Origin of the sequence: Streptomyces sp. NBC_01723, assembly GCF_036246005.1 — a bacterium.
Lineage (GTDB): Bacteria > Actinomycetota > Actinomycetes > Streptomycetales > Streptomycetaceae > Streptomyces.
Genome location: NZ_CP109171.1, coordinates 7,328,092 through 7,351,586 on the forward strand (window position 1 = coordinate 7,328,092; position 23,495 = coordinate 7,351,586).

Here is a 23,495-nt window from a genome sequence, read left to right on the forward strand (position 1 = left end):
GATCAGGCCTCCCTCTCGTCGTCCGCGGTCTGCCGCCTGCGCAGGATGTGGAAGTTCTCCACCGGCACCAGCGGCAGCATCCTGCGTCCCGAGTCCTGGCCGAACGGCCCGTCACCGCCCATGCCGGGCCCGCCGTCGGTGTCGAGGCTGCACGTGTCCGGCAGCGCCGACGCCTCCAGCCGGTGCGCGTCCCCGACGGCCGCCGTCGGGATCACGTACCGCTCCTCGTACTTGGCGAGCGCCAGCAGCCGGTACATGTCCTGGATCTCCTCGGGGCGCATGCCGACACCCGCGCAGACCGCCGGGTCGGGATCCTCCCCGAGGTTGACCGACCGCATGTGGGCGCGCATCGCCGCCAGCTTCTCCAGCGACGCCCGCACCGGGCCCACGTCCCCCGCGGTGAACAGCTCCGCGAGGTACTCCAGCGGGATGCGCAGGGTGTCGATCGCGCCGAACAGGTTGTCCGCGTCCTCACCGTCGTGCCCGGTCTCCGTCAGCGCGTCCACCACCGGCGACAGCGGCGGGATGTACCAGACCATCGGCATCGTGCGGTACTCCGGATGCAGCGGGAGCGCCACCCGGTACCTGCTGACCAGCGCGTGCACGGGGGAGCGCCGGGCCGCCTCGATCCAGTCGAACGGGATCCCCGCCTCCTCGGCCGCCCGCCGCACCGCCGGGTCCTCCGGGTCGAGGAAGAGCCCCAACTGCGCCTCGTACAGGTCACGTTCGTTCGGCGTCTCGGCGGCCTCGGTCACCTTGTCGGCGTCGTACAGCACCACCCCCAGGTACCGCAGCCGCCCCACGCAGGTCTCCGAGCAGACCGTCGGCTGGCCGATCTCGATGCGGGGGTAGCAGAAGGTGCACTTCTCCGCCTTGCCGGTGCGGTGGTTGAAGTACACCTTCTTGTACGGGCAGCCGGTCACACACATCCGCCAGCCCCGGCAGCGGTCCTGGTCGACCAGGACGATGCCGTCCTCCGAGCGCTTGTACATCGCCCCGGACGGGCAGGACGCCACGCACGACGGGTTGAGGCAGTGCTCGCAGATGCGCGGCAGGTAGAACATGAACGTCTCTTCGTACGCGAACCTCACCTTGTCCGACACCTGTTGGCGGGTCCGCTCCACCATCGGGTCCAGGTCGCCGTAGGCGGGCGCGCCGCCCAGGTCGTCGTCCCAGTTCGAGGACCAGCCGATCTTCATCGGTTTGCCGTCGAGCTGCGAGACCGGCCGCGCGACCGGGTAGTCGTCGCCGAGCGGGGCGTCGGTGAGGTTCCTGTAGTCGTACGTCCAGGGTTCGTAGTAGTCCTTGATCTCCGGCAGCTTCGGGTTGGAGAAGATCCCGGCGAGCTTCTTGATCCGGCCGCCCGCCTTCAGCTTCAGCGCGCCGCGCCGGTTCAGTTCCCATCCGCCGCGCCAGCGCTCCTGGTCCTCGTAGCGGCGCGGGTAGCCCTGGCCGGGGCGGGTCTCGACGTTGTTGAACCAGACGTACTCCATGCCCCGCCGGTTGGTCCACGCCTGCTTGCAGGTGACCGAGCAGGTGTGGCAGCCGATGCACTTGTCGAGGTTCATGACCATGGCGATCTGGGCCATCGGGCGCATCAGTACTCGACCTCCTGGCTGCGGCGGCGGATGACCGTCACCTCGTCGCGCTGGTTGCCCGTCGGGCCGAGGTAGTTGAACGCCCAGGACAACTGGGCGTAGCCGCCGACGAGATGGGTCGGCTTGAGGAGCAGCCGGGTGAGCGAGTTGTGGACGCCGCCGCGCTTGCCGGTGGTCTCCGTGAGCGGCGTGTTCACCGTGCGCTCCTGCGCGTGGTGCATGTACACCGTGCCGGGCGGCATGCGGTGCGAGACGATCGCGCGGGCCACCACCACGCCGTTGCGGTTGACCGCCTCGATCCAGTCGTCGTCCGCGACCCCGATGGCGTCCGCGTCCTGCGGCGACATCCAGACGCACTGGCCGCCCCGGGACAGCGCCAGCATGAACAGGTTGTCCTGGTACTCGGAGTGGATGGACCACTTGTTGTGCGGGGTCAGGTAGCGGACCGTCACCTCGCGGTGGCCGTCCGGACCGAGCTGCGGTTCCCCGAACAGCCGGCTCATGTCCAGCGGCGGCCGGTACACCGGCAGCGCCTCGCCCAGCTCGTGCATCCAGTCGTGGTCGAGGAAGAAGTGCTGCCGTCCGGTGAGGGTGTGCCAGGGCTTCAGATGCTCGGTGTTCAGCGTGAACGCCGTGTACCGGCGCCCGCCGGCCTCGCTGCCCGACCACTCCGGCGAGGTGATCACCGGCACGGGCGCCGCCTGAGTGTCCGCGTACGTGATCCGCTTGCCCTCGTGTTCGGCGGCGAGGTGCGCCATCTCCTGCCCGGTCTTCGCCTCCAGCGTGTGGAAGCCCTGGGTGGCCAGGCGCCCGTTGGTGGTGCCGGAGAGGGCCAGCACGGTGTTCGCGGCCTTGACCGCGGTGTCCAGCGCCGGGCGCCCGTCGGCCGGGCCGCCGCGCACCGCGCCGTTCAGCTGCCGCAGCCGCTCCACCTCCTCGTCCGGCTTCAGGGTGATGCCCTTGGCGGGCAGGCCCTTGGTCTCCACCAGCGGGCCGAGGGCCGCGAACTTCGCGCCGATCGCCGTGTAGTCGCGCTCCACCACGACCAGGTCCGGCATGGTCTTGCCGGGCTCCGGTTCGCACTCCCCGCGCCGCCAGTCCCGGACCACCCCGCCCGGCTGGGCGATCTCGCCCGGCGTGTCGTGCTGGAGTGGCGCCGCCACCAGGTCCCTGCGCACCCCGAGGTGCCCGGCGGCCAGCTCGCTCAGCTTCTCCGCGATCGCCTTGAACGTGTCGAAGTCGGTGCGCGCCTGCCACGGCGGACTCACGGCCGGGGAGAAGGCGTGCACGTAGGGGTGCATGTCCGTGCTGGACAGGTCGTGCTTCTCGTACCAGGTCGCGGCGGGCAGCACCACGTCCGAGAGGAGCGTCGACGAGGTGTGCCGGAAGTCCAGCGACAGCAGCAGGTCGAGCTTGCCCTCGGGTGCCTCCTCGTGCCAGACGACGTCCCGCGGGCGCTCGCCGGGCGCGGCCTCCTCGGCGCGCAGCGCGGACTGGGTGCCCAGCAGGTGCTTGGTGAAGTACTCGGCGCCCTTGCCCGAGGAGCCGAGCAGGTTGGCCCGCCACAGGGTCACGATCCGCGGCCAGTTCTCCGGCGCGTCCGGGTCCTCGCACGCGAACTTCAGCGTCCCCGCGCGCAGTTCCGCCACGGCGTCGGCCACCGGGTCCCCGAAGGACTCGCCCAGCTCCAGCGGGTTGCGGTCGAAGGTCGGGTAGGAGGGCATCCACCCCGTGCGCGCCGACAGGGCCAGGCAGTCCGCGCCCGTCATGCCGGATAGCCGCCCCTCGCCGAGCGGCGAGGCCAGCACGTCGGCGCGGAACCGGTCGTAGCGCCACTGGTCGGTGTTGAGGTACCAGTACCCGGTGCCGATCATCTGCCGAGGCGGGCGCGACCAGTCCGACGCGGCGGCCAGCGTCGCCCAGCCGGTCACCGGACGGCACTTCTCCTGCCCGACGTAGTGCGCCCAGCCGCCGCCGTTGCGGCCCTGGCAGCCGGTGAGCTGGAGCAGGGCCAGGAAGGTCCGGTAGATCGTCTCGGAGTGGAACCAGTGGTTGGTGCCCGCGCCCATCAGGATCATGCAGCGGCCCTTGGACCGCTCCGCGGTCCGCGCGAACTCCCGCGCGATGCGCACACAGGCCGCCGCCGGGACCGAGGTGTGCGTCTCCTGCCAGGCCGGGGTGCCGGGCGCCGCCGCGTCCTCGTACGACGCCGGCCAGTCGCCCGGCACCCCCGGCCGCGCCACCCCGTACTGGGCCAGCAGCAGGTCGAACACCGTCGTCACCAGTGGCCCGGTCGCCCCACCGAGCCGCGTCGCCGGGACACCCCGCCGCAGCACGTCACCGCGTCCCTGCCCGTGTACGCCGCCCTCGGTGTCGAAGCGGGGGAGCAGCACCTCGACACCCGACGCCATCTCGTGTCCGTGCAGGGTCAGCCGGGGCCGCACCTCGCCCAGGTCGAGGTTCCAGCGGCCCTGGTCGGCCTCGTTCCAGCGGAAGCCGAGGGAGCCGTTCGGGACGACCGCGCGGCCCGTCGCCCCGTCCAGCACGACCGTCTTCCAGCGGGCGTCCTCGCCGCCCTGCCCCAGGTCGGCGGCGCGCAGGAACTTCGCCGGGACGTACGCCCCGTCCCGCTCGGTCAGCGTCACCAGGAACGGCAGGTCGGTGAAGCGCCGCACGTAGTCGTCGAAGAACGGGGTCCCGCGGTCGACGAAGAACTCCTTGAGCACCACGTGCCCCATCGCCAGGGCCAGCGCGGCGTCCGTGCCCGGGTGCGGGTGCAGCCACTGGTCGGCGAACTTGGTGTTGTCGGCGTAGTCCGGCGACACCACCACGACCTTCTGGCCCCGGTAGCGGGCCTCCGCCATCCAGTGCGCGTCCGGCGTGCGGGTCACCGGCACGTTCGAACCCCACATGATCAGGTACGCCGCGTCCCACCAGTCGCCCGACTCCGGCACGTCCGTCTGGTCGCCGAACACCTGCGGGGAGGCCACGGGCAGGTCGGCGTACCAGTCGTAGAACGACAGCATCGGCGCGCCGATGAGGGAGTGGAAGCGGGCGCCCGCCGCGTGCGACACCATCGACATCGCGGGGATGGGGGAGAAGCCCGCGATGCGGTCGGGGCCCTGGGCGCGGATGGTGTGGACGTGGGCGGCGGCGACCATCTCGACCGCCTCGTCCCAGTCCGCCCGGACCAGCCCGCCCTTGCCCCGCGCCCGCTGGTAGCGCCGCCGCCGCTCGGGGTCGCCCTGGATGTCCGCCCAGGCCAGCACCGGATCCTTCAGGCGCGCCCTCGCCTCCCGGTACATCTCCAGGAGCACCCCGCGCACGTACGGGTAGCGCACCCGCGTCGGCGAGTACGTGTACCAGGAGAAGGCCGCCCCCCGCGGGCAGCCGCGCGGCTCGTACTCGGGGCGGTCCGGGCCGACCGACGGGTAGTCCGTGGCCTGCGTCTCCCACGTGATGATGCCGTCCTTGACGAACACGTTCCAGCGGCACGAGCCCGTGCAGTTCACGCCGTGCGTGGAGGTGACGACCTTGTCGTGGCTCCAGCGGTCCCGGTAGAAGGCGTCCGCCTCCCGGCCGCCGACCAGCCCGATGCTGTGCAGGTCGGGTGCGGCGGTCCCCGGCCGGAAGAACCGTCCCGCGCGCAGCAGCGCCGCGCCCGGCTCGGTGGGCGGTGTCCGCGTGTCGGTCACGTGCGCTCCCTTGCTCACCCTGGTTCTCGAACCTAGGGGCGGGCACGGGAGCGCACCCGTTCGCGGGGCCCGTACGGGTCAGCGCGGGCGCCCGGTGTCCGGCGTCCGGGTCAGAGCTTGCGCGCGACCCCCGCGTGGACCGGCACGATGCCCTCCGCCTGGGCGGCCACGTCCTGCGGGTCCGGCCGCCATCCGGTGACCGGGATGATGCCGGGGCCCAGCAGCTCCAGGCCGTCGAAGAAGCGGGTGAACGCGGTGAGCGAGCGCGGGTGGAACGGCGTGCCGCCGCGGGTGGACAGAGCGGCGGCCCGGCCCACCGCCTCCGGGTTCAGATCGGGCGTGACCTGCGACAGCACCGGGTGGCTGCCCGGGGCGAGGGCGTCGACGTACCGCCCAGGGAGTCCATGCACGTCGTCACCGTCGACCGCGTCGCCGAGGTGGTGCGTGACGGAACTGCCGGATCCCGGCCTCGGCGAGGGTGCGGACCGCCCGGTGCATGAACCGGCGGTTGGCGCGCGCGCCGCGCACCGCCGTGCCGTCCGCGGCGAGGATCCTGCGGGCCGGCTCCTCGTCCACCGGGTAGTCGTCCTTGCCGCCCAGCCACCAGTCGTAGAAACGCGCCGGGTGCGGCCGACCGGTGTCGATCGGGGCGGCGCTGCCGTCGAATCCGCTCGTGCCGTGTCGTCTCCTGGGAGCTTCGGGCCCAGGGCCTGTCTGACCTTCCCTCCCCCAGCCTCCGGCCGGGAGGTGCCCCCAGCCTCGCGACGCCATGCACGCACTCTCGCCGCACCGGGCGACGACGGGAATGGTCGGACAGGCCCTGGGGGTGTCGCCGGGTCAGTAGTTCTCGCGGTACTCGCGCAGGACCTTCTCGGTGCGCTGGGTCGACGCGGCACGCGCCGTCATGTGGTCCAGGACCTCCAGGTGCGCCGAGACCTCGGGCCGGGAGTCCAGGTACAGGGCGCCGGTCAGGTACTCGGTGAAGACCATGTCGGGCAGCTCCGGCTCCGCGAACCGGAACAGGGTGAACGGCGCGTACGTCCCCGGGTGCGGCCCGTCCTCGAACTCGGCGACCTGGAGCGTCACCCGGTCCCGGGACGCGAACTCCAGCAGCTTGTCCAGCTGTTCGCGCATCACCCGGCCGTGCACGCTGACCGGGCGGCGCAGCACCGTCTCGTCCATCACCACCCACAGGTGCGGCGGGTCCGGGCGGTCCAGCAGCCGCTGTCGCTCCATCCGCAGGGACACGTGCCGCTCGACGGCGTCACCGCCCGCGTTGCCGATCGTCCCGGCCTCCAGGACCGAGCGCGCGTAGTCCTCGGTCTGGAGCAGGCCCGGGACGAAGTGCGGCTCGTAGGAGCGCACGATCCGCGCGGCGCCCTCCAGGCTCACGTACATGCTGAACCAGTCCGGCAGCACGTCGTGGTACCGCTGCCACCAGCCCGGCTGGTTGGCCTCCTCGGCGAGGGTCACGAACGCGGCGACCTCGTCGGAGGCGACCCCGTACGTCGTCAGGAGGATCTGGACATACGGTATCTTCAGCGAGACCTCGGCCGTCTCCATGCGCCGCACCGTGGCCGGGGCCACGCGGAGCACCTTGGCGGCCTCCTCGCGTCTGAGGCCCGCTGTCTCCCGCAGTTCCTGCAGCCGTCTGCCGAGGACCACCTGGCCCACGGTGGGTGCGGCCCGTCGCTCACTCACGCCACGCCTCCCCAACGCGCCCAAGTCACACCGCAGTCTGTCATGTACCCCCGCCGCTCTCACAGGGGTGTTCGCGATCAACCTTGTCAGGACAGCAGTGTGTGCAGGTACTTGACCGTGGCCGGGTCGGCCGGCAGCAGCGTCTCGATGGCCAGCTCGGCCACCGTCACGTCCATCGGGGTGTTGAAGGTGGAGATGGACGAGATGAACGACAGGGTCCGGCCCTCGTGCTCGATCCGCATCGGCAGCGCGAAGTACGGCACCGTTTCCTCCGGTTCCCCGTCCGGTGCGATCTCCGGCGCGGTGTCCGGCACCGGATAGGCCGCCACCTCGTCGTACAGCGCGCGCAGCGGCTCCGAGCGCTGCAGGGCGATCTGCCGCTCCATCTGCTCCAGCAGGTGCCCGCGCCACTGGCGCAGATTGCGGATGCGCGGTGCCAGTCCCTCCGGATGCAGGGTCAGCCGCATCGCATTCAGCGGCGGCGCGAGCAGATGCTCGGCGACGCCGTCCATCAGCACCGCCACACCCCGGTTGGCCGCCAGCACCTGGTACGTCCCGTCGACGACCAGCGCCGGATACGGCTCGTAGCCCCGGATCAGCCGCTCCATGCCCTCGCGCAGGGCGCCCAGCGCCGGGTCGTCCAGCGGGGTCTCCGGGTAGTGCGGGGCGTAACCGGCCGCGAGCAGCAGGGCGTTGCGCTCGCGCACGGGAACGTCCAGGTGCTCGGCCAGGCGCAGCACCATCTCCTCGCTCGGCCGGGAGCGGCCCGTCTCGACGAAGCTGATGTGCCGGGCGGAGGAGTCGGCGCGCAGGGCCAGCTCCAGCTGGCTGACCCGCCGCCGCTCCCGCCAGGCCCGGAGCAGCGGACCCACGCCCTGGGGGGCGGGGACGGTGCCGGACGTGGGTGCGGTCATGGGCCGAACGGTAGTCGACGGCGGGCCGCGACGGGGCCGGCCCGCCCTCCTGACCAGGGCTCCGGTGGCCGTGCTGTGGCAGGCTGAAGGGGCACCCCCGGTACCCGGGCCCCCAGGACAGGAGCGTGGCACATGCCCGTCGAACCGCTGTCGCGGCAGGAGATCGAAGAGCGGCTGACCGAGCTGCCGGGCTGGTCGCTGGAGGGCGGCCGCCTCACCCGTGCCTACCGGCTCGGCTCGCACTTCGCGGCGACCGCCATGGTCGTGCACATCGCCCAGGTGCAGGAGGAACTCGACCACCACTCCGACCTCACCCTCGGCTACAACACCGTGTCCCTCGCGGTGCACACGCACAGCGCGGGCGGCGCCGTCACCGCGAAGGACGTCGAGCTGGCCCGCAGGGTGGAGGATCTGGCCGCCGGTCACGGGGCACACTGACGGTGTGCTCGACTACGACAAGGAAGCGGAGCGGTACGACGCGGCCCGCGGCGGCGAGCCCCGGGCCGAAGCCGCGGCACGGGCCGTACTGAGCCTCGTGCCGCGCGGGGCGCGCAGCCTGCTCGACATCGCCTGCGGCACCGGCATCGTCACCCGGCGGCTGGCGGCCGCGCCGGGCGCCCCGCGGGTGACCGGCGCGGACCTCGCCCCCGCCATGGCCCGGCGGGCCGCGGCCCGGCTGCCCGGTGCCGTCGTGCTCGCCGACAGCCGCCGGCTGCCCTTCCGCGACGGCGGGTTCGACGCCGTCACCAGCGTGTGGCTGCTGCACTTGGCGGAGGGCGCCGGGGACGTGCGGGCGATCGTCGGCGAGTGCGCCCGCGTCCTGCGGCCCGGCGGGGTGTACGTGACCACCGTCGACAAGGGCGCCTCCCACAACGTGGGCAGTGACATCGACGCCGTGCTCGCGGCCCGCCCGCCCAGCACCGCGCACGACGCCGCCGCCCTCGTCGAGGCGCACGCCCGCGCGCACGGCCTGGTCCCGGCGGGGGAGGCCCGCTTCACCGGCCACGGCCAGGGCCGCAGCCCCCGCCGTACCGTCGCCGACCTGCGGCGCGGCTGGTTCGTCACGCTGCCGCCCGGCGAGCCGGGCGCGGAGCACTTCGCCACCCGGCTCGCGGCCCTGCCGGACCAGGACCGCCCCCGGCCCGACCCCGTCTTCACCCTCCGGGCGTTCGTGAAGTCGTAGGCCGGGGGCGGCAACCCGGCCCTCCCGGGCGGCGACTGAGAGGCGGAACCCATCCGTCCTCCAGGAGGTCCACCCCGTGAGGCACCCCCACACGTACCGCAGACGCCCGCTCGCCCTGGCCGCCGCCCTCGCCGCCGCGGGGCTGATCGGCGCGGGCCTGACCACGCTCGCCCCCGGCACCGCCCACGCCGCCACGGCACGTCAGGTCGAGGCCCTCGACCGGGGCGTGGTCAGCGTCCACACCGGCGACGGCAACCTGGTCGGCTGGCGCTGGCTGGGCACCGACCCGGACAACGTCGCGTTCAACGTCTACCGGGCCGGCACGAAGGTCAACGCCGCCCCCCTCACCGGCTCCACCACCTTCTTCCACGCCGGCGCCCCGTCCCACGCCGACTACACCGTCCGCGCCGTCGTCGACGGCACCGAGCAGGGCGACTCCGTCCACGCCGTCCAGTTCCGGGCCGGCTACAAGGACGTGCCGATCAGCCCGCCCGCCGGCGGCACGACACCCGACGGCGTCTCCTACACCTACGAGGCGAACGACGCCTCCGTCGGCGACCTCGACGGCGACGGCGCGCTCGACCTCGTCCTCAAGTGGCAGCCGACCAACGCCAAGGACAACTCCCAGTCCGGGTACACGGGCAACACGATCGTCGACGGCCTACGGCTGGACGGCACCCGGCTGTGGCGCGTCGACCTCGGGCGCAACATCCGCTCGGGCGCCCACTACACCCAGTTCCAGGTGTACGACTACGACGGCGACGGCAGGGCCGAGGTGGCGATGAAGACCGCCGACGGCACCCGGGACGGCACCGGCGCGGTCGTCGGCAACTCCTCGGCCGACCACCGCAACTCCTCCGGCTACGTCCTGTCCGGCCCCGAGTACCTGACCATGTTCGACGGCGGGACCGGCAGGGCCATGGGCACCGTCGACCACGTCCCCGCCCGGGGCAGCGTCTCCTCCTGGGGCGACTCCTACGGCAACCGCGTCGACCGCTTCCTGGCGGGCACCGCGTACCTGGACGGCTCCCGGCCCTCCCTGATCATGGCGCGCGGCTACTACACGCGCTCCGTGATCGCCGCCTGGGACTGGCGCGACGGGCGGTTCACCCGCCGCTGGACCTTCGACACCAACTCCTCCACCAACACCGGCAAGGGCTACGACGGCCAGGGCAACCACCAGCTCTCCGTCGCGGACGTCGACGGCGACGGCAAGGACGAGATCGTCTACGGCGCGATGGCCGTCGACGACAACGGCAACGCCCTGTGGACCACGAGGAACGGTCACGGCGACGCCATGCACGTCGGCGACCTCGACCCGTCCCGCGCGGGCCTGGAGGAATTCAAGGTGGACGAGGACGCCTCGAAGCCCTCGTCCTGGATGGCGGACGCGCGCACCGGACGGATCATCTGGTCCACCGGCGCGAGCGGCGACAACGGCCGGGGCGTCGCCGGGGACATCTGGTCCGGCAGCGCGGGCGCCGAGTCCTGGTCCTCCGCCGAGAGCGGCATCCGCGACCCCGGGGGCACGGTCGTGAACAGCCGCAAGCCCTCCAGCGCCAACTTCCTGTCCTGGTGGGACGGCGACCCGGTCCGTGAACTCCTCGACGGCACCCTTTCGACAAGTACGGCCCCTCCGGCGACACCCGCCTGCTCACCGGGTCCGGCGTCGCGTCCAACAACGGCACCAAGGCCACCCCGGTCCTCGCGGGCGACATACTCGGCGACTGGCGCGAGGAGGTCGTCTGGCGCACGTCGGACAACAGGGCCCTGCGCGTCTACTCCACGCCGTACGACACCGGCACCCGCATCACGACCCTCCTCCACGACACCCAGTACCGCACTGCACTGGCCTGGCAGAACACCGCCTACAACCAGCCCCCGCACCCGAGCTTCTTCATCGGCTCCGGCATGGCGACGGCCCCGAGGCCGACGGTGTACACGCCCTGAGTCCCCGAGTCGTCGGAACGCGGCGCCGGTCCCGGCGGGTCGACCAGTCGTGCGGTACGGAGGTGAATGGTGAAACAGCACCTACGAGTATCCCGCCGGGACCATACTGACCGCGTAACGCGCGACGGCATGTGGGGGACTGATGAGCACGGAACGCGTACCCGTCACTTTGCACCTGTACGACGACACGTTGGAACCGGACGACTGGCACGACGCGGCCGAGCCGTTCAGGAGCGGACTGAGTGACCTCGGTGCCCAACTCGTCCGTCCCCGGACCGGGCAGCGGGCCCCGCAGGGCGCCAAGGGGGATCCGCTCACGCTGTCCCTCGTCGCGGCCCTCGTCGCGTCACCGGTTCTCTCCGAGGTCGTACGCCTGGCGGCAGGCTGGGTGGGCAGGGCACAGCACCGCTCCGTGGAGCTGACGGGGCCGTCGGGAAGCCTGACGGTGACGGGGCACCCCAAGGCGGAGGAGCAGGCCCTGATCGCGCAGTGGCTCAGGAACAACGCCGCCTCCGGGGCGGGCGACGACGAGACACCCGGAACCCACGGTGACCCGGCGTCCTGACAACCGTGGGCGCGGACGGCGCAGGGCACTTCTGATAGCCACGGACACGTACGAGGACCCGGAGTTCACGAAACTGGTCGCACCGGCGGGCGACGCCGAGGCCCTCGCCGAGGTACTCGGCGATCCGGGCCTGGGCCAGTTCGACGTCACCAAGGTGTTCAACGGTCTCGCGGACGAGATCGAGCGTGCCCTCAAGTCCTTCCTCGCCGAGTCGGAACCGGACGACCTCGTGCTCGTCTACTTCTCCTGCCACGGGGTGAAGGACGTGCAGAACCGCTACTACCTCGCCGCGAAGGACTCCGAGGCCGACCGCCTGGCCCAGACGGGACTCAACCCGCGGGCGATCCTGGTGCAGTTGGACGAGTGCGACGCACGGACCCAGGTGGTCATCCTCGACTGCTGCTTCAGCGGGGCGTTCCGCCGCGGCCTCGTGTCGCGCGGCGCGAGGAGCAAGGTGGACCTGCCCGTGCACCTGTCGGGCCGGGGCCGCATCATCCTCACCTCTTCCACGTCGTTCCAGTACTCGTACGAGGAGGGTTCCGGTGCCCTGCCCGGGCTGCGGCCGCGCTCGGTCTTCACCTCGGTCCTGCTGGACGGCATCAGGAACGGTCTGGCCGACCGGGACCGTGACGGATACGTCTCGATATCCGAGCTGTACGACTTCGTGACCGAGACGCTCACGAGGAACCGGGACCCGCAGACACCGGAGCTGTACAGCGACGGGCGCGGCAGTGTGTGGATCGCCCGCAACCCGTACCACCGGCCGTCCGCCCCGCTCCTCGTGCTGCCCGGTGGAAGCACCGTGGCCGGCACCATGGCGAACGCGTTGAACGCCTTCCCGCACGCGGTCGAAGCCCGGGATCTCTTCCTCGCCACCCTCGACAAGCTCCGGCACCTGTTGCGTACGCACGAGGGGAGCGTTCTGTGGCGTGACATGGTCGCTGCCGTGGACCCACCGGGGCGGCCCACGCGTCTGGTCGACGCGGCCTACGACGTTCTGCACGCGCTGGACAGCCTCAACGGGGACGCGGTCCTGGTCCTCGCCGTGACGGACCTGTGCGACGCCCTGCTGGCCCAGGTGGCCGACGCCGCCTCGTCCGAGGCCGTGGACGAATTGTTCAGCGTGGTGATCGACTACCTCGAACTGTTCGGGACCCTGCTCACGCGCTTCGAGCGGTATCTGCAACTGCGCCGGTTGACCCTTGCCGCCAGGACGTTCGTCGAGGCCGTTGCGCGCACGATACGCAGGACGGCGACCGAGCCCGTCGGGCAGGGAGAGGACCAGGTACCCGATCAACTGGCGGCACTGGCGACGGTCGCCGAAGACCTGCGGGCGCTGGCCCACGTCCTCCGTGGTCTAGGAGGGCGGGGTCCGGTGCCGCAACTGGTCGAGGAACTGGCCGCCGCCGTCCGCAGGAGCCGCTTCGTCGACGCGGACGGGGCAACCGCACTCCGGGCACTGGCGGAGGGACTGCGCGTGGTGTTCGGACACGTGCGCGACTTCCTGGAGGAAGCGGACGACCGTGACCTCCAGACGTTCGTCAGCGGTGTGGTGGAGGACGCGGTGGCCGAACTCACCCGCCCCCTGGACGAGGAGGCGTGTGCGAAGGCGGTGCACCGGCGTACCGGCAGACTGCTGACGAATGTGAAGGACGCGAGTGACGTCCGCGAGATGCTCGCGGCCCTCCGGGATCTGCGCGAGGCGGTCTCGGAACTCCACGGTTCGCCGCTGGAACCCCACGACGTCACCGAGATCACCTCGGACCTCGTGACACAGGTGAGCGGACTGGCGGCCGGGATCGACGAGTCCCGGACCGAGATCATCGCCCAGCTCAGAGCAGAGGCCCGGGAAAGCCTGGACGGTGGTACCCCGACCGGGTCCGACCCATCGGCCTGACCTGGCCGGGGCGCGTGCCGTACGGCACGCGCCCCCGGCCAGGGGTCACTCCAGCGTGCAGCCGTGCTCACCGAGCCGGAAACCGGACGGCTTCGCGTTCGTCCCCGTCCAGCTGCCCGTGAAGCCGAAGTTCACCGAGGCGCCGGGGGCCACGTTGCCGTTCCAGGTGACGTTCCTCGCCGTCACCGTGGTGGCCGACCGGGTGTGGTCGCCGTTCCACATCTGGGTCACCCGCTGGCCGTCGGCGAAGGGCCAGTCGAGGAACCAGCCGTTCCAGGCGGACGTGCCGGTGTTGGTGAGCCGGACGTCGGCCTGGAAGCCGCCGGGCCACTGGTTGGTGATCGTGTACGCAACCGCGCACGCCCCCGTGGGGGTCGGGCCGGGGTCGCCGCCGTCGTCGGACGTGTCACCGTAGACGACGCCCCGTCCGTTGGTCGCCACGTACACCCGTCCGTACACCCGCGGGTCCCCGGTGATGGCGGCGCCGGTCCAGCCCCACTGGTGGGCATCGTCGTTGACGCGGGTCCAGGTGGCGCCCTGGTCGGTGGAGCGGAAGATGCCGCGGACACCGCCGATCTTCGCACTGGTGAAGAGCGTCTGGTAGGAGGCGTCGGGTGCCGCCTTGCCGAAGCCGATCGTGTCGGCCGCCTCGACGTTCGGCAGCTTGGTGAAGGTCGCGCCGCCGTCCGTGGAGTGCCACAGGCCGTACGGCCCGTGCGGCGCGCCCCCGGCCAGCCAGACGTCGCCCGCGCGGCCCGGCAGGGCCTTGAAGCGGACGCTGTCACCGGCGGGCAGGCCGGTCGCCGCCGACGCGGTGAAGGTCGCGCCGCCGTCCTCGCTGACGTAGAACTTGCCGGACTTGAAGCCGTAGAAGGTCTTCGGGTCCACCCGGTCGGACTCGACGACCGCGCCGGCCGGGATGCCGCGCGACGCCTGCCATGAGGTGCCGAAGCCCGTCGTGTGCTGCACCCCGGTGCCGTCGGGGCTCCACACGAAGCGGCCGCCGTCCGCGCCCGCCGCGACCGTGCCGCCGCCGCTCACCCCCGCCGGGTCGGTGCCGCCGAACCAGGTGGCGCCGTTGTCCGTGGAGAACGCGACGTGCGGACCCGAGTCCAGGTTGCCCGACCGCACGACGACGTCCGGCTTCGCCTCCGCGAAGTCCAGGCTCGTGGAGGAGGTGAAGTTCGGGGAGGTGAACATCATCGACGGCACCTCGGTCAGGCTCGTGTGCCGGAAGCCGCCGACGTCACCCAGCGCGCTGAGGAGCGGCGCACCGGACGGTGGGGAGACCAGGTCGTTGACCGCGGTCTCCTCCAGGCCGCGCACCATCGGTTCGATGGCGAACTTGCCGCCGGAGTCCCAGTTCGTGAGGTTCTCCGTGCCGTAGATCGTCGCCCCCGTCCCGTACATCATCCGGTCCGGGTCGAACGGGTCGATCTCCAGCGCCTCCGTCATCCAGCCCAGCTTCGGTGTCTGCTCGGGCGGCGCCGGGTTCGCGCCCCAGGTGAGCCAGGGGGAGGAGGAGACGTCCATCGTGTAGCGGTTCTCGCGGGTCGGGTACGACGTGTACTCCCACGCCTGCGTCCAGGTCGCGCCGCTGTCCGTCGAGCGGAAGATCTGCGTGTCCGGCCACCAGGAGCTGTACGCCGTCGCCATGACCGTCCCCGGGTTCTGCCGGTCGACGGTCAGGCCGCTGAACCCGAAGTAGGTGTCCGCCTCCGCGACCGGGCTGATGTCCGTCCAGGTGCCCGTGGCCGTGGCGTACCGGTACAGCCGCCCCTTGCCGCCGTCGTACGGCCCGCCCGTGTCGCTGTAGGCCAGGTACAGGTATCCGTTCTCCGCGTCCAGGACGCCCTTGTGGGCCAGGTACCCGGTGGGCTGTCCGGCGACCCGCTCCCAGGTCGCGCCCGCGTCCGTGGAGCGGTAGACGGCGTTCTCCTTGTCGGCGACGCCGACGTAGACGGTCTTCGTCGCCGCGCCCGCCGACCCCGTCGACTCGTCGAAGGTGACCCAGGTGATGCCCTGGTTGTCGGAGGCGTAGCCGGACGTGTCGCCGGGGTCCTGCGCGTAGTTCCCGGGGTTCGGGAAGGCCGTCACCTCGGACCAGGTCACGCCCGCGTCGGTCGACCGCCACAGTCCGTGGCCGCTGGGCGCGCCCAGGTAGAGCACGTCGTTGTCGTGCGGGTCGACGGCCAGGCGTTCGCCCATGCCCCGGCCCGGCATGTTGCCGCCCAGCTTGAACGGCAGGTCCGTCTTCGCCCAGGTCGCGCCCCGGTCGGCGGAGCGGAGCACCGCGCCGTTGCCCGGATCCCAGTCGTTGGTGTAGGTGCCGACCGCCGCGTACACCCGGTCGGGATCGACGGAGTCGGAGGCGATACTGGCCACGCCCGTGTGACCCCAGTCGTCCCAGCCGACGTGGTCGAGGAGCGGTGTCCAGGTGTGGGACGACTCCTGCCAGCGGTAGGCGCCGCCGATGTCGGTGCGGGCGTAGGCCAGGTCCTTCTCGGTTCGGTTGAAGACGATGCCGGGGACGAATCCGCCGCCGTCGACACGGGCGTTCTTCCAGGCGTAGGTGTCGGCGGTGACGGCCGCCTCCGGTGTGCCGGCGGCCAGTGCGGTGGGCGGGCTGCCCGCCAGGAGACCGGCCGCGAGCGCCAGCAGAACGGTGAGGATCCTGGTTCTTCGCACGGTGGGGAACCGTCCTTCCGTCAGGAGCAGAACGCATACGAGCACGGGCGGCCCTCGCCATGAACGAGGGCCGCCCGGCAGGGGTCCCGTCGTCCGGTGACGAGACCAAGCACGCGGAGCCTTGAGCGCCCCGCAGGGGGGCGGGTCTGTGCCGACTTGCGGCTACCGCCGCGTGAGCGCGACCAGCTACAGCGGACCCGCGGTCGAACAACCGCCCAGCCCGCGGAGCGCCCCGCGGGGGCTATTCCAGTAGCTCCGCGTACGAACCCATGGCGAGGGCGATGTCCGCCTGAGCCCAGAACCGGTGGTACGTGAACGTGGGCGCGGCACCGCCCGCGAGATAGTCCTCGATCTTCGACCAGGCCGGGTCGTCCTGGTAGAAGGAGCGGATCGAGGCGAACGTCGACGACGCGTCGATCGTGTCGCCGTTCGGCATGGTCCCGGTCCAGCCGTTCGGGACGTAGACCGGGTCGTCGAAGCGGTTGTAGTCGGCGCGGGTCTCCGGGACGGCGATGCCGAGCGCGTCCTGGTTGTTCTCCCACATGCCGTCGAGCAGCGCCTTGGCGGTCGCGGCCGCCTCCGTGTCGCCCGAGCGGTCGGCATAGTACGTCAGGGTCTTGGCGTAGGCCGCCGCCACACCGACGTCGTTGGTGTAGTCGGAGACGGTGACGTGCAGGTCGCCGTTGTCACCCGGGGAGGACGCGTTCCAGGTGTCGGGCCGACCCGACCACTGCATCGTCGAGGGGATCCGGAAGGTGCCGTCCGGGTTGACCGTCGTCTCCGACAGCGCCCAGTCGACCCACTTGTCGAGGACCTCCTTCGCCGCCGCGTCGCCGCTCTGCTGGTAGTACTCGGCGACCCGCTCCATGGACCACGCCTGGAAGCCGAACCACTGGTTGGACGGCGGGTCGTGGTACACCGGCTTCTCGTCGTAGTACATGCCGTAGAAGGTCGGCGTACCGGCCGGCGGTGTCGCGTACCGGCCCGCCCAGCTGTTGGTCGCGCCGCCCGCGATGGCCCCCTCGTCGGACTGCAGCCAGCGGTAGAACTCCACCTGCCGGTCGAGGGACTTGGCCCAGTCGGAGGCGCCGGTGGCCGACTTGGGCTTCAGGTCGGCGTAGGTGCTCAGCGCGTACGCGGCCAGCGGGTTCTGGTAGCCGCCGTGGGTGTGGCTGGAACCGATGCGCCAGGCCCAGCCCGCCGAGGTGTCCACCGCGCCGCCCCAGGCGTAGTACCAGGACAGCAGGTAGTGCGAGGAGTCCTTGCCGGTGCCGGCCGGGCAGCTCGACGGCCCCACGCAGTCGCCGACCTTCTTGAAGTACTTGTCGAACATGGCGTAGCGCAGGTAGTCGCCCATCTTCGCGGCCTTGTCGAGGGTCCCGGCGATCTCGTCGCCCTTGCCCTGCTCCTCGGCCCAGACGTCCGCCCAGTACGCGGCCTGTACGGCCCGCGCGTCGGCGTCCGGGGCGTTGGTGAACTTCCACTGCTTCGCGTAGGACGCGTCGCCGGTGAACAGGTCCAGGTAGCCGTTGGGGCCGCCGTACTTGAAGGCGTCGCAGGTCGGCTGCGGCACCGTCTCCCACACCGACTCCTGCGCGCCGCGCTGGAAGGTGTTGATGTAGGAGGGGCCGGTGTCCGCCGGACCCGCCTCGCACTTGCCCGGCGAGTTGCCGTATCCGTAGGTGTTGTCGACGTCCTGGAGCCAGTGCATGCCGTAGACGTCGTCGGTGCCGTACGCCGACTTCAGCTCGCCGGCGATCGGGTCGGGACCGACGGAGACCGCGCCGTCCAGGGGCGCCGGATACTCGTTCGGCGTGTCCAGTTCGGGTGCGTAGGTCGCCGGCTTCGAGGCGTTGTAGGCCGAGTTGGTCGGCTGGTCGGCGTGGGTGGGGATCATGTACGTCTCCATGATCTCCCAGGCGTTGTTGAACCTCGACCAGTCGCCGGTCACCTTCCCGTACATGGCCTGGAGCCACAGCAGGTAGCTGTACGCCTCCGAGGTCGTCTCGTGCCCGTGGTCGGGCGCCTCGACGATCAGCGTCTCGACCGAGTGGTACGGGACGCCCTCGGGGGAGAAGTAGCCGTTCGCCGGGTCGGTGATCTTCCCGTACAGCTCCAGGAAGCGGGCGTCGTAGTCCTTCGCTGCGGCCAGCTGGGTCACGGTGACCGCGGCCTTGCCGTGGCCGGGAGCCGTCGACTCGAAGACCGCCGAGCCGGTGCCCGACGCGTCCGCGGAGACGGTCACCCGCTGGGCGGTGTCCCAGTTCGACGGGGTGAAGGTGAGACTCGCCCCGCCGGTGAGTGAGAGCCCCGTGTTGCCGCTCGCGCGGGTCGTCGTGACGGTGACACTGGCGGCCGGCTGCTTCGACAGCTTGACCTCGTACGTCCCCGACTCACCTTGCTGGACGCCGAGTTGGCCGGGTGAGGCAACCACAACCGGTCCCGAGGCGACCGTGATGCCGACCGGCGTCGAACTGCCGGAGGCGCCCATGCTGTCGTACGCCTTCGCCACCAGGGAATGACTGCCCACGGTCAAGCCGGAGGCCGAGTGCGTGTAGGGCGCGCTGGTGTCGGTGCCGAGCAGGGTGGTGTCGTCGTAGAACTCCACCTTGCTGACGCCGGCGCCGTCGGCCGCGGCGGCCGTGGCCGCGAGTGGCACCGCCTCGCCCTGCGAGTACACCGCGCCCGCCTCCGGGCTGGTCAGCACCGTGATCGGCGGCTGGTGCGCGCCGACGCAGGAGGTGCCGTTGACCGCGAAGTTCGTGGGCGCCGTGTTGGTGCCGCTGTACGTGAACTGCCCGCCGGTGGTGACGGCGGCCCCGGCGGCGACCCGCCCGTTGTACGAGGCGCTCCTGACCGTGACGTTCCGGCCCGACTGGGACCAGGTGCCGTTCCAGCCGTTGCTCAGCTTCTGGTCGCCCGCGTAGGCGTAGGTCAGCGTCCAGCCGTCGATGGCGTCGGTGCCGCGGTTGGTGAGCGTCAGCTCCGCGGTGAAGCCCGAGCCCCAGTCGTTCGTCCTGTAGTCCACGCTGCACTGAAGTGCGGCCGCCTGGGCGGGAGTCGAACCCGTGCTCAGCATGGTGAGGGGCAGTGCGAGGGCCGCCAGGGCGGCGGTCCACAGCCGCCGCGCGGTGCGGCGTCTGCGTCTGTGTCGGAGGTGCATGGTGCTGGTTCCTCCTTGCGGCTCGGGGAGGGGGTGGGGGAGGAGCAACAAGCCTTGAACCAGTGGGAGCGCTCCCATAGTGGAGAGAGGGGCATCGGCGGTCAAGATGCGTGAAGAGTCGAAAAGATTCGACAGGGCGAGCGGAGAGAAAGTCGGTAACTCCTCTGTTCTTTGCCGTCACTTGGCGCTACCTTCGCTGAACCAGTGGGAGCGGTTCCATCAGTCGGCGCGACCGTCACGGCGTGCCCGGACTGCAAGGAGTCGCTCATGCGACACCCCCCGCTCCACCTTCCGCGTTCAGGACTTTTAGCCGCAGCCGCGGCCTGTCCTCGCGCGCGCCTTCGGCCGGTCCGCCGGCCCGCACCCACCCCGGGCTCCCGCACCGTGCCCGCGGGCCGTTCCTGACCTTCGATCACGACGGCACCCCCATGCCGATCGGCAGCGGACCGCGCCGATGGACGCGCGGCCCCGGACGACAGCACCCGCACCCCCACGAAAGAAGGAACCCGCACTCATGACCCGTACCAGAACCGCGATGCTCGCTGCCCTGACGCTGGTCGCCGGCGCCTCCGGCACGGCGCTGGCCGCCCACTCCGCGAGCGCCGGAGCCGCGGCCGCCGCCTGTACCGTCGACTACAAGGTGCAGAACGACTGGGGAAGCGGCTTCACCGCCGCCGTGACCGTCACCAACAACGGTGCCGCTACCTCGAACTGGTCGCTGGGATGGACCTACGCCGGCAGCCAGAAGGTCACCAACGGCTGGAACGCGAAGGTCAGTCAGAGCGGTGCCGCCGTCACCGCGGCCAACGAGTCGTACAACGGCACCCTCGCCACGGGCGGTTCGGCAAGCTTCGGCTTCCAGGCCACCTACAGCGGCGCCAACGCGGTCCCGGCCACCTTCACTCTCAACGGCGTGACCTGCAACGTCGACGGCGGACCGACCGACCCGACGGACCCGACGGACCCGACCGACCCCACCGGACCGTCCGACCGGGTGAACAACCCCTATGACGGCGCCAAGGTCTACGTGAACCCCGAGTGGTCCGCGAAGGCAGCCGCCGAACCGGGCGGCTCCCGGATCGCGAACCAGCCCACCGGTGTGTGGCTCGACCGGATCGCCGCCATCAACGGTGTGAACGGCGGCATGGGTCTGCGCGATCACCTCGACGAGGCGCTGACGCAGAAGGGCTCCGGCGAACTCGCCGTCCAGCTCGTCATCTACAACCTCCCCGGCCGTGACTGCTCCGCCCTCGCCTCCAACGGCGAACTGGGCCCGACGGAGATCGACAAGTACAAGACCGACTACATCGACCCGATCGCCGAGATCCTCGCCGACCCGAAGTACGCGGGTCTCAGGATCGTCACCACGGTCGAGATCGACTCGCTGCCCAACCTGGTCACCAATGTCAGCGGCCGGCCGACCGCCACGCCGAACTGCGACGTGATGAAGGCCAACGGCAACTACCAGAAGGGCGTCGGCTACGCCCTGAACAAGCTCGGCGACGTCGGCAACGTCTACAACTACGTCGACGCCGGCCACCACGGCTGGCTCGGCTGGGACGACAACTTCGGTGCCTCCGCCGACATGTTCAAGACGGCCGCCACCACCGAGGGCGCGACCGTCGGCGACGTGCACGGCTTCATCGTCAACACCGCCAACTACAGCGCCCTCAAGGAGGAGAACTTCAAGATCGAGGACTCCGTCAACGGAACCTCCGTGCGCCAGTCCAAGTGGGTCGACTGGAACCGCTACACCGACGAGCTGTCCTACGCCCAGGCCATGCGCGACAAGCTGGTCTCGATCGGCTTCGACCAGAACCTCGGCATGCTGATCGACACCTCGCGCAACGGCTGGGGCGGCACCGCCCGGCCCACCGGTCCGGGTGCCACGACCAACGTGGACACCTACGTGAACGGTGGACGCTACGACCGCCGCATCCACCTCGGCAACTGGTGCAACCAGTCCGGAGCCGGCCTCGGCGAACGTCCGCAGTCCAGTCCCGCCGCGGGGATCGACGCGTACGTCTGGATGAAGCCCCCGGGCGAGTCCGACGGAGCGAGCGAGGAGATCCCGAACGACGAGGGCAAGGGCTTCGACCGGATGTGCGACCCCACCTACGAGGGCAACGCGCGCAACGGCAACAACCCCTCGGGCGCGCTGGCGAACGCCCCGGTCTCCGGGCACTGGTTCTCCGCGCAGTTCCAGGAGCTGATGAAGAACGCCTACCCGCCGCTGTCGTGAGCGGCTTCCCCCGCGGGTGAGTCACCGGGGTCCGGTCCTTGCGGGCCGGGCCCCGGCGGCCTCCCCTTTTTTTGCGGGACCGGCAACGTTGTTTGCCCGGACGGGGTGAGTCGTCGCACCCTGAGGTCACCGCGAACGGGAGGCTGACCAGCATGGCGCACGACCACCACCACGACGAGCACGGTTCCGCGCACGGGCACGGAACCGGACACGACCACACCGACCTGGACTGGGCCGAGATGGCCCCGATGCTGGAGGCGCAGGCCGAGCTTTACACGCCGCTGTACCGGCAGGCCATGAGCTGGCTGGCGCGGGACGTGACCGACCCCGGCCTGGTCGTCGACGTCGGAAGCGGACCCGGCGTCGTCTCCTGCCTGTTCGCCGAGGTCTTCCCCGGCGCCCGCGTGGTCGCCGCCGACGGCGCCGGTCCATTGCTGGAACGGGCCCGGGACCGGGCCGCCCGGCTCGGTGTCGCCGACCGCTTCCGCACCCTCACCGGCGACCTGCCCGGCGCCCTGGGCGAGCTGGAGTACCCCGCCGACCTGATGTGGGCCGGCCAGAGCCTGCACCACCTGGGCGACCAGCGAGCCGCCCTCGCGGCCATCGGCGGGCATCTCACGCCCGGCGGCACGCTGGCGATCCTGGAGGGCGGCCTGCCCGCCCGGTTCCTGCCCCGCGACATCGGGTTCGGGCGTCCCGGGCTCCAGGCCAGGATCCACGCCGTGGAGGAGGACTTCTTCGCGCAGATGCGCGCGAACCTGCCCGGCTCCGTGCCCGAGACGGAGGACTGGCCCGCGCTGCTGACCGCCGCCGGCCTGAAGCACACCGGCACCCGCAGCTTCCTCCTCGACCTGCCCGCGCCCGTCTCCGACGCGGCCCGCGACTACGCGGCGTCCTCCCTCTCCCGGCTCCGCGAGCGGGTCGGCGAGGGTCTGGACGCCGTGGACCGGGACACCCTTGACCGGCTGCTCGACCCCGGGGACGAGGGGAGCGTGTACCGGCGGCAGGACGTGTTCGTGCTGGTGGCGCACACCGTGTACACGGCGGCACGGCCGGTCTGAAGGCCGCCGTGGCGGGCCCTTGACTTCGAGAGCGCTCCAAGTGATGGACTCCCCTCCGTCCGGAAGAGGTGCCCACACGGGCACCCGGGCACAGACACAGGGGGGAACCATGACCGACGCACCGGTCGCGCTCATCACCGGCGGCGGCAGCGGTATCGGAGCCGCCGCCGCCCGGCGGCTGCTGAACGCGGGGCACCGGGTGGCCGTCACCGGGCGCGGGGAGGCGAGGCTGCGCGCGTTCGCCGGCGAACTCGGCGATCCCGAGGGCCTGCTGACCCTGGTCGGCAACGCCGCCGACCACACCCAGGTGGCCTCCGCCGTCGAAGCGACGCTCAAGGAGTTCGGCCGCCTCGACACCGTGGTCGCCAACGCAGGGTTCGCCACCCACGACTCGGTGGCCGAGGGCGACCCCGAGGGCTGGACGGAGATGGTGCTGACCAACGTGCTCGGCCCCGCGCTGCTGATCAGGGCGTCGATCGACGCCCTGAAGCAGACGCGCGGGCGGATCGTGCTGGTCGGCAGCGTCGCGGGGTTCGTGAACACACCGGGCAACATCTACGGCGCCACGAAGTGGGCGGTGACCGGTCTCGCCGAGAACACCCGTAGGGAGGTCACCCAGTGGGGTGTCGGCGTGACCCTGATCGCGCCCGGCCGGGTGGAGACCCCGTTCTGGGAGGCGACCGGCGGTCTGCCGCCCGGTGACCTGCTCACCGCCGACCAGATCGCCGACTCGATCGTCTGGGCCACCACCCAGCCGGCCGGCGTCGACGTCAACACGGTCGTCGTACGTCCGCTGGGGCAGCCCAACTGACAGCGGAGGAGGGGCCCGGCCGGGCCC

13 protein-coding genes and 2 pseudogenes are annotated in these 23,495 nt (G+C 71.5%); 8 read left to right on the forward strand and 7 right to left on the reverse strand.

All coding sequences use genetic code 11. The features are described from left to right. Window positions 1-2: 2 nt before the first annotated feature. The 5 genes and pseudogenes from narH to OIE75_RS34500 all read right to left on the reverse strand — a co-directional run bounded on the left by narH (window position 3) and on the right by OIE75_RS34500 (window position 7,908). Window positions 3-1,598: a nitrate reductase subunit beta gene (gene narH / locus OIE75_RS34480; RefSeq protein WP_329473275.1), complete on the reverse strand. Its 1,596-nt coding sequence runs from the start codon at window positions 1,596-1,598 to the stop codon at window positions 3-5. After that, window positions 1,598-5,293 carry a nitrate reductase subunit alpha gene (locus tag OIE75_RS34485; RefSeq protein WP_329473276.1) on the reverse strand — a complete coding sequence of 1,232 codons (3,696 nt, stop codon included), beginning with the start codon at window positions 5,291-5,293 and terminating at the stop codon, window positions 1,598-1,600. Before OIE75_RS34485 ends, narH begins: the two co-directional genes overlap by 1 nt. Window positions 5,294-5,403: 110 nt before the next feature. Next, window positions 5,404-5,938: pseudogene (locus tag OIE75_RS34490) on the reverse strand (SAM-dependent methyltransferase). A gap of 192 nt (window positions 5,939-6,130) precedes the next feature. Continuing rightward, window positions 6,131-6,994, reverse strand: coding sequence for a helix-turn-helix domain-containing protein (locus OIE75_RS34495; protein ID WP_161326690.1), 864 nt, complete (start codon window positions 6,992-6,994; stop codon window positions 6,131-6,133). 86 nt (window positions 6,995-7,080) lie between these two features. Further along, window positions 7,081-7,908 (reverse strand): helix-turn-helix domain-containing protein, encoded by an 828-nt coding sequence (locus OIE75_RS34500; RefSeq protein ID WP_329473277.1) that lies wholly within the window; start codon window positions 7,906-7,908, stop codon window positions 7,081-7,083. A 132-nt stretch (window positions 7,909-8,040) separates the two neighbouring features. Here OIE75_RS34500 and OIE75_RS34505 point away from each other — a divergent pair, with 132 nt between their 5' ends. The 5 genes and pseudogenes from OIE75_RS34505 (at window position 8,041) to OIE75_RS34525 (ending at window position 13,503) form a co-directional block, all read left to right on the forward strand. Then, complete coding sequence (locus tag OIE75_RS34505; RefSeq protein WP_307016094.1) at window positions 8,041-8,346, forward strand: 4a-hydroxytetrahydrobiopterin dehydratase; 306 nt, start codon at window positions 8,041-8,043, stop codon at window positions 8,344-8,346. 4 nt (window positions 8,347-8,350) lie between these two features. Further along, window positions 8,351-9,091, forward strand: coding sequence for a class I SAM-dependent methyltransferase (locus OIE75_RS34510; RefSeq protein WP_307016095.1), 741 nt, complete (start codon window positions 8,351-8,353; stop codon window positions 9,089-9,091). 76 nt (window positions 9,092-9,167) lie between these two features. Further along, a pseudogene (locus OIE75_RS34515) lies at window positions 9,168-11,041 on the forward strand (rhamnogalacturonan lyase). Between the two features lie 142 nt (window positions 11,042-11,183). Further along, entirely contained in the window at window positions 11,184-11,606 is a 423-nt protein-coding gene (locus OIE75_RS34520) for a hypothetical protein (RefSeq protein WP_307016098.1), read from the forward strand. Next, complete coding sequence (locus tag OIE75_RS34525) at window positions 11,590-13,503, forward strand: caspase family protein (RefSeq protein WP_329473278.1); 1,914 nt, start codon at window positions 11,590-11,592, stop codon at window positions 13,501-13,503. Before OIE75_RS34520 ends, OIE75_RS34525 begins: the two co-directional genes overlap by 17 nt. Before the next feature lie 45 nt (window positions 13,504-13,548). On the opposite strand, the gene OIE75_RS34530 is transcribed toward OIE75_RS34525, so the two are convergent. Continuing rightward, window positions 13,549-16,191, reverse strand: coding sequence for a cellulose binding domain-containing protein (locus OIE75_RS34530; protein ID WP_329473279.1), 2,643 nt, complete (start codon window positions 16,189-16,191; stop codon window positions 13,549-13,551). A gap of 241 nt (window positions 16,192-16,432) precedes the next feature. Continuing rightward, window positions 16,433-19,354, reverse strand: coding sequence for a glycoside hydrolase family 48 protein (locus OIE75_RS34535; protein WP_329473280.1), 2,922 nt, complete (start codon window positions 19,352-19,354; stop codon window positions 16,433-16,435). Window positions 19,355-19,868: 514 nt separating this feature from the next. Here OIE75_RS34535 and OIE75_RS34540 point away from each other — a divergent pair. The 3 genes from OIE75_RS34540 (at window position 19,869) to OIE75_RS34550 (ending at window position 23,468) form a co-directional block, all read left to right on the forward strand. Beyond that, window positions 19,869-21,596: a glycoside hydrolase family 6 protein gene (locus OIE75_RS34540; protein WP_329473281.1), complete on the forward strand. Its 1,728-nt coding sequence runs from the start codon at window positions 19,869-19,871 to the stop codon at window positions 21,594-21,596. Between the two features lie 152 nt (window positions 21,597-21,748). Beyond that, window positions 21,749-22,657, forward strand: a complete 909-nt coding sequence (locus OIE75_RS34545) for a class I SAM-dependent methyltransferase (RefSeq protein ID WP_329473282.1) — start codon at window positions 21,749-21,751, stop codon at window positions 22,655-22,657. A gap of 109 nt (window positions 22,658-22,766) precedes the next feature. Beyond that, window positions 22,767-23,468, forward strand: a complete 702-nt coding sequence (locus OIE75_RS34550) for an SDR family oxidoreductase (RefSeq protein WP_329473283.1) — start codon at window positions 22,767-22,769, stop codon at window positions 23,466-23,468. Window positions 23,469-23,495: the final 27 nt, after the last annotated feature.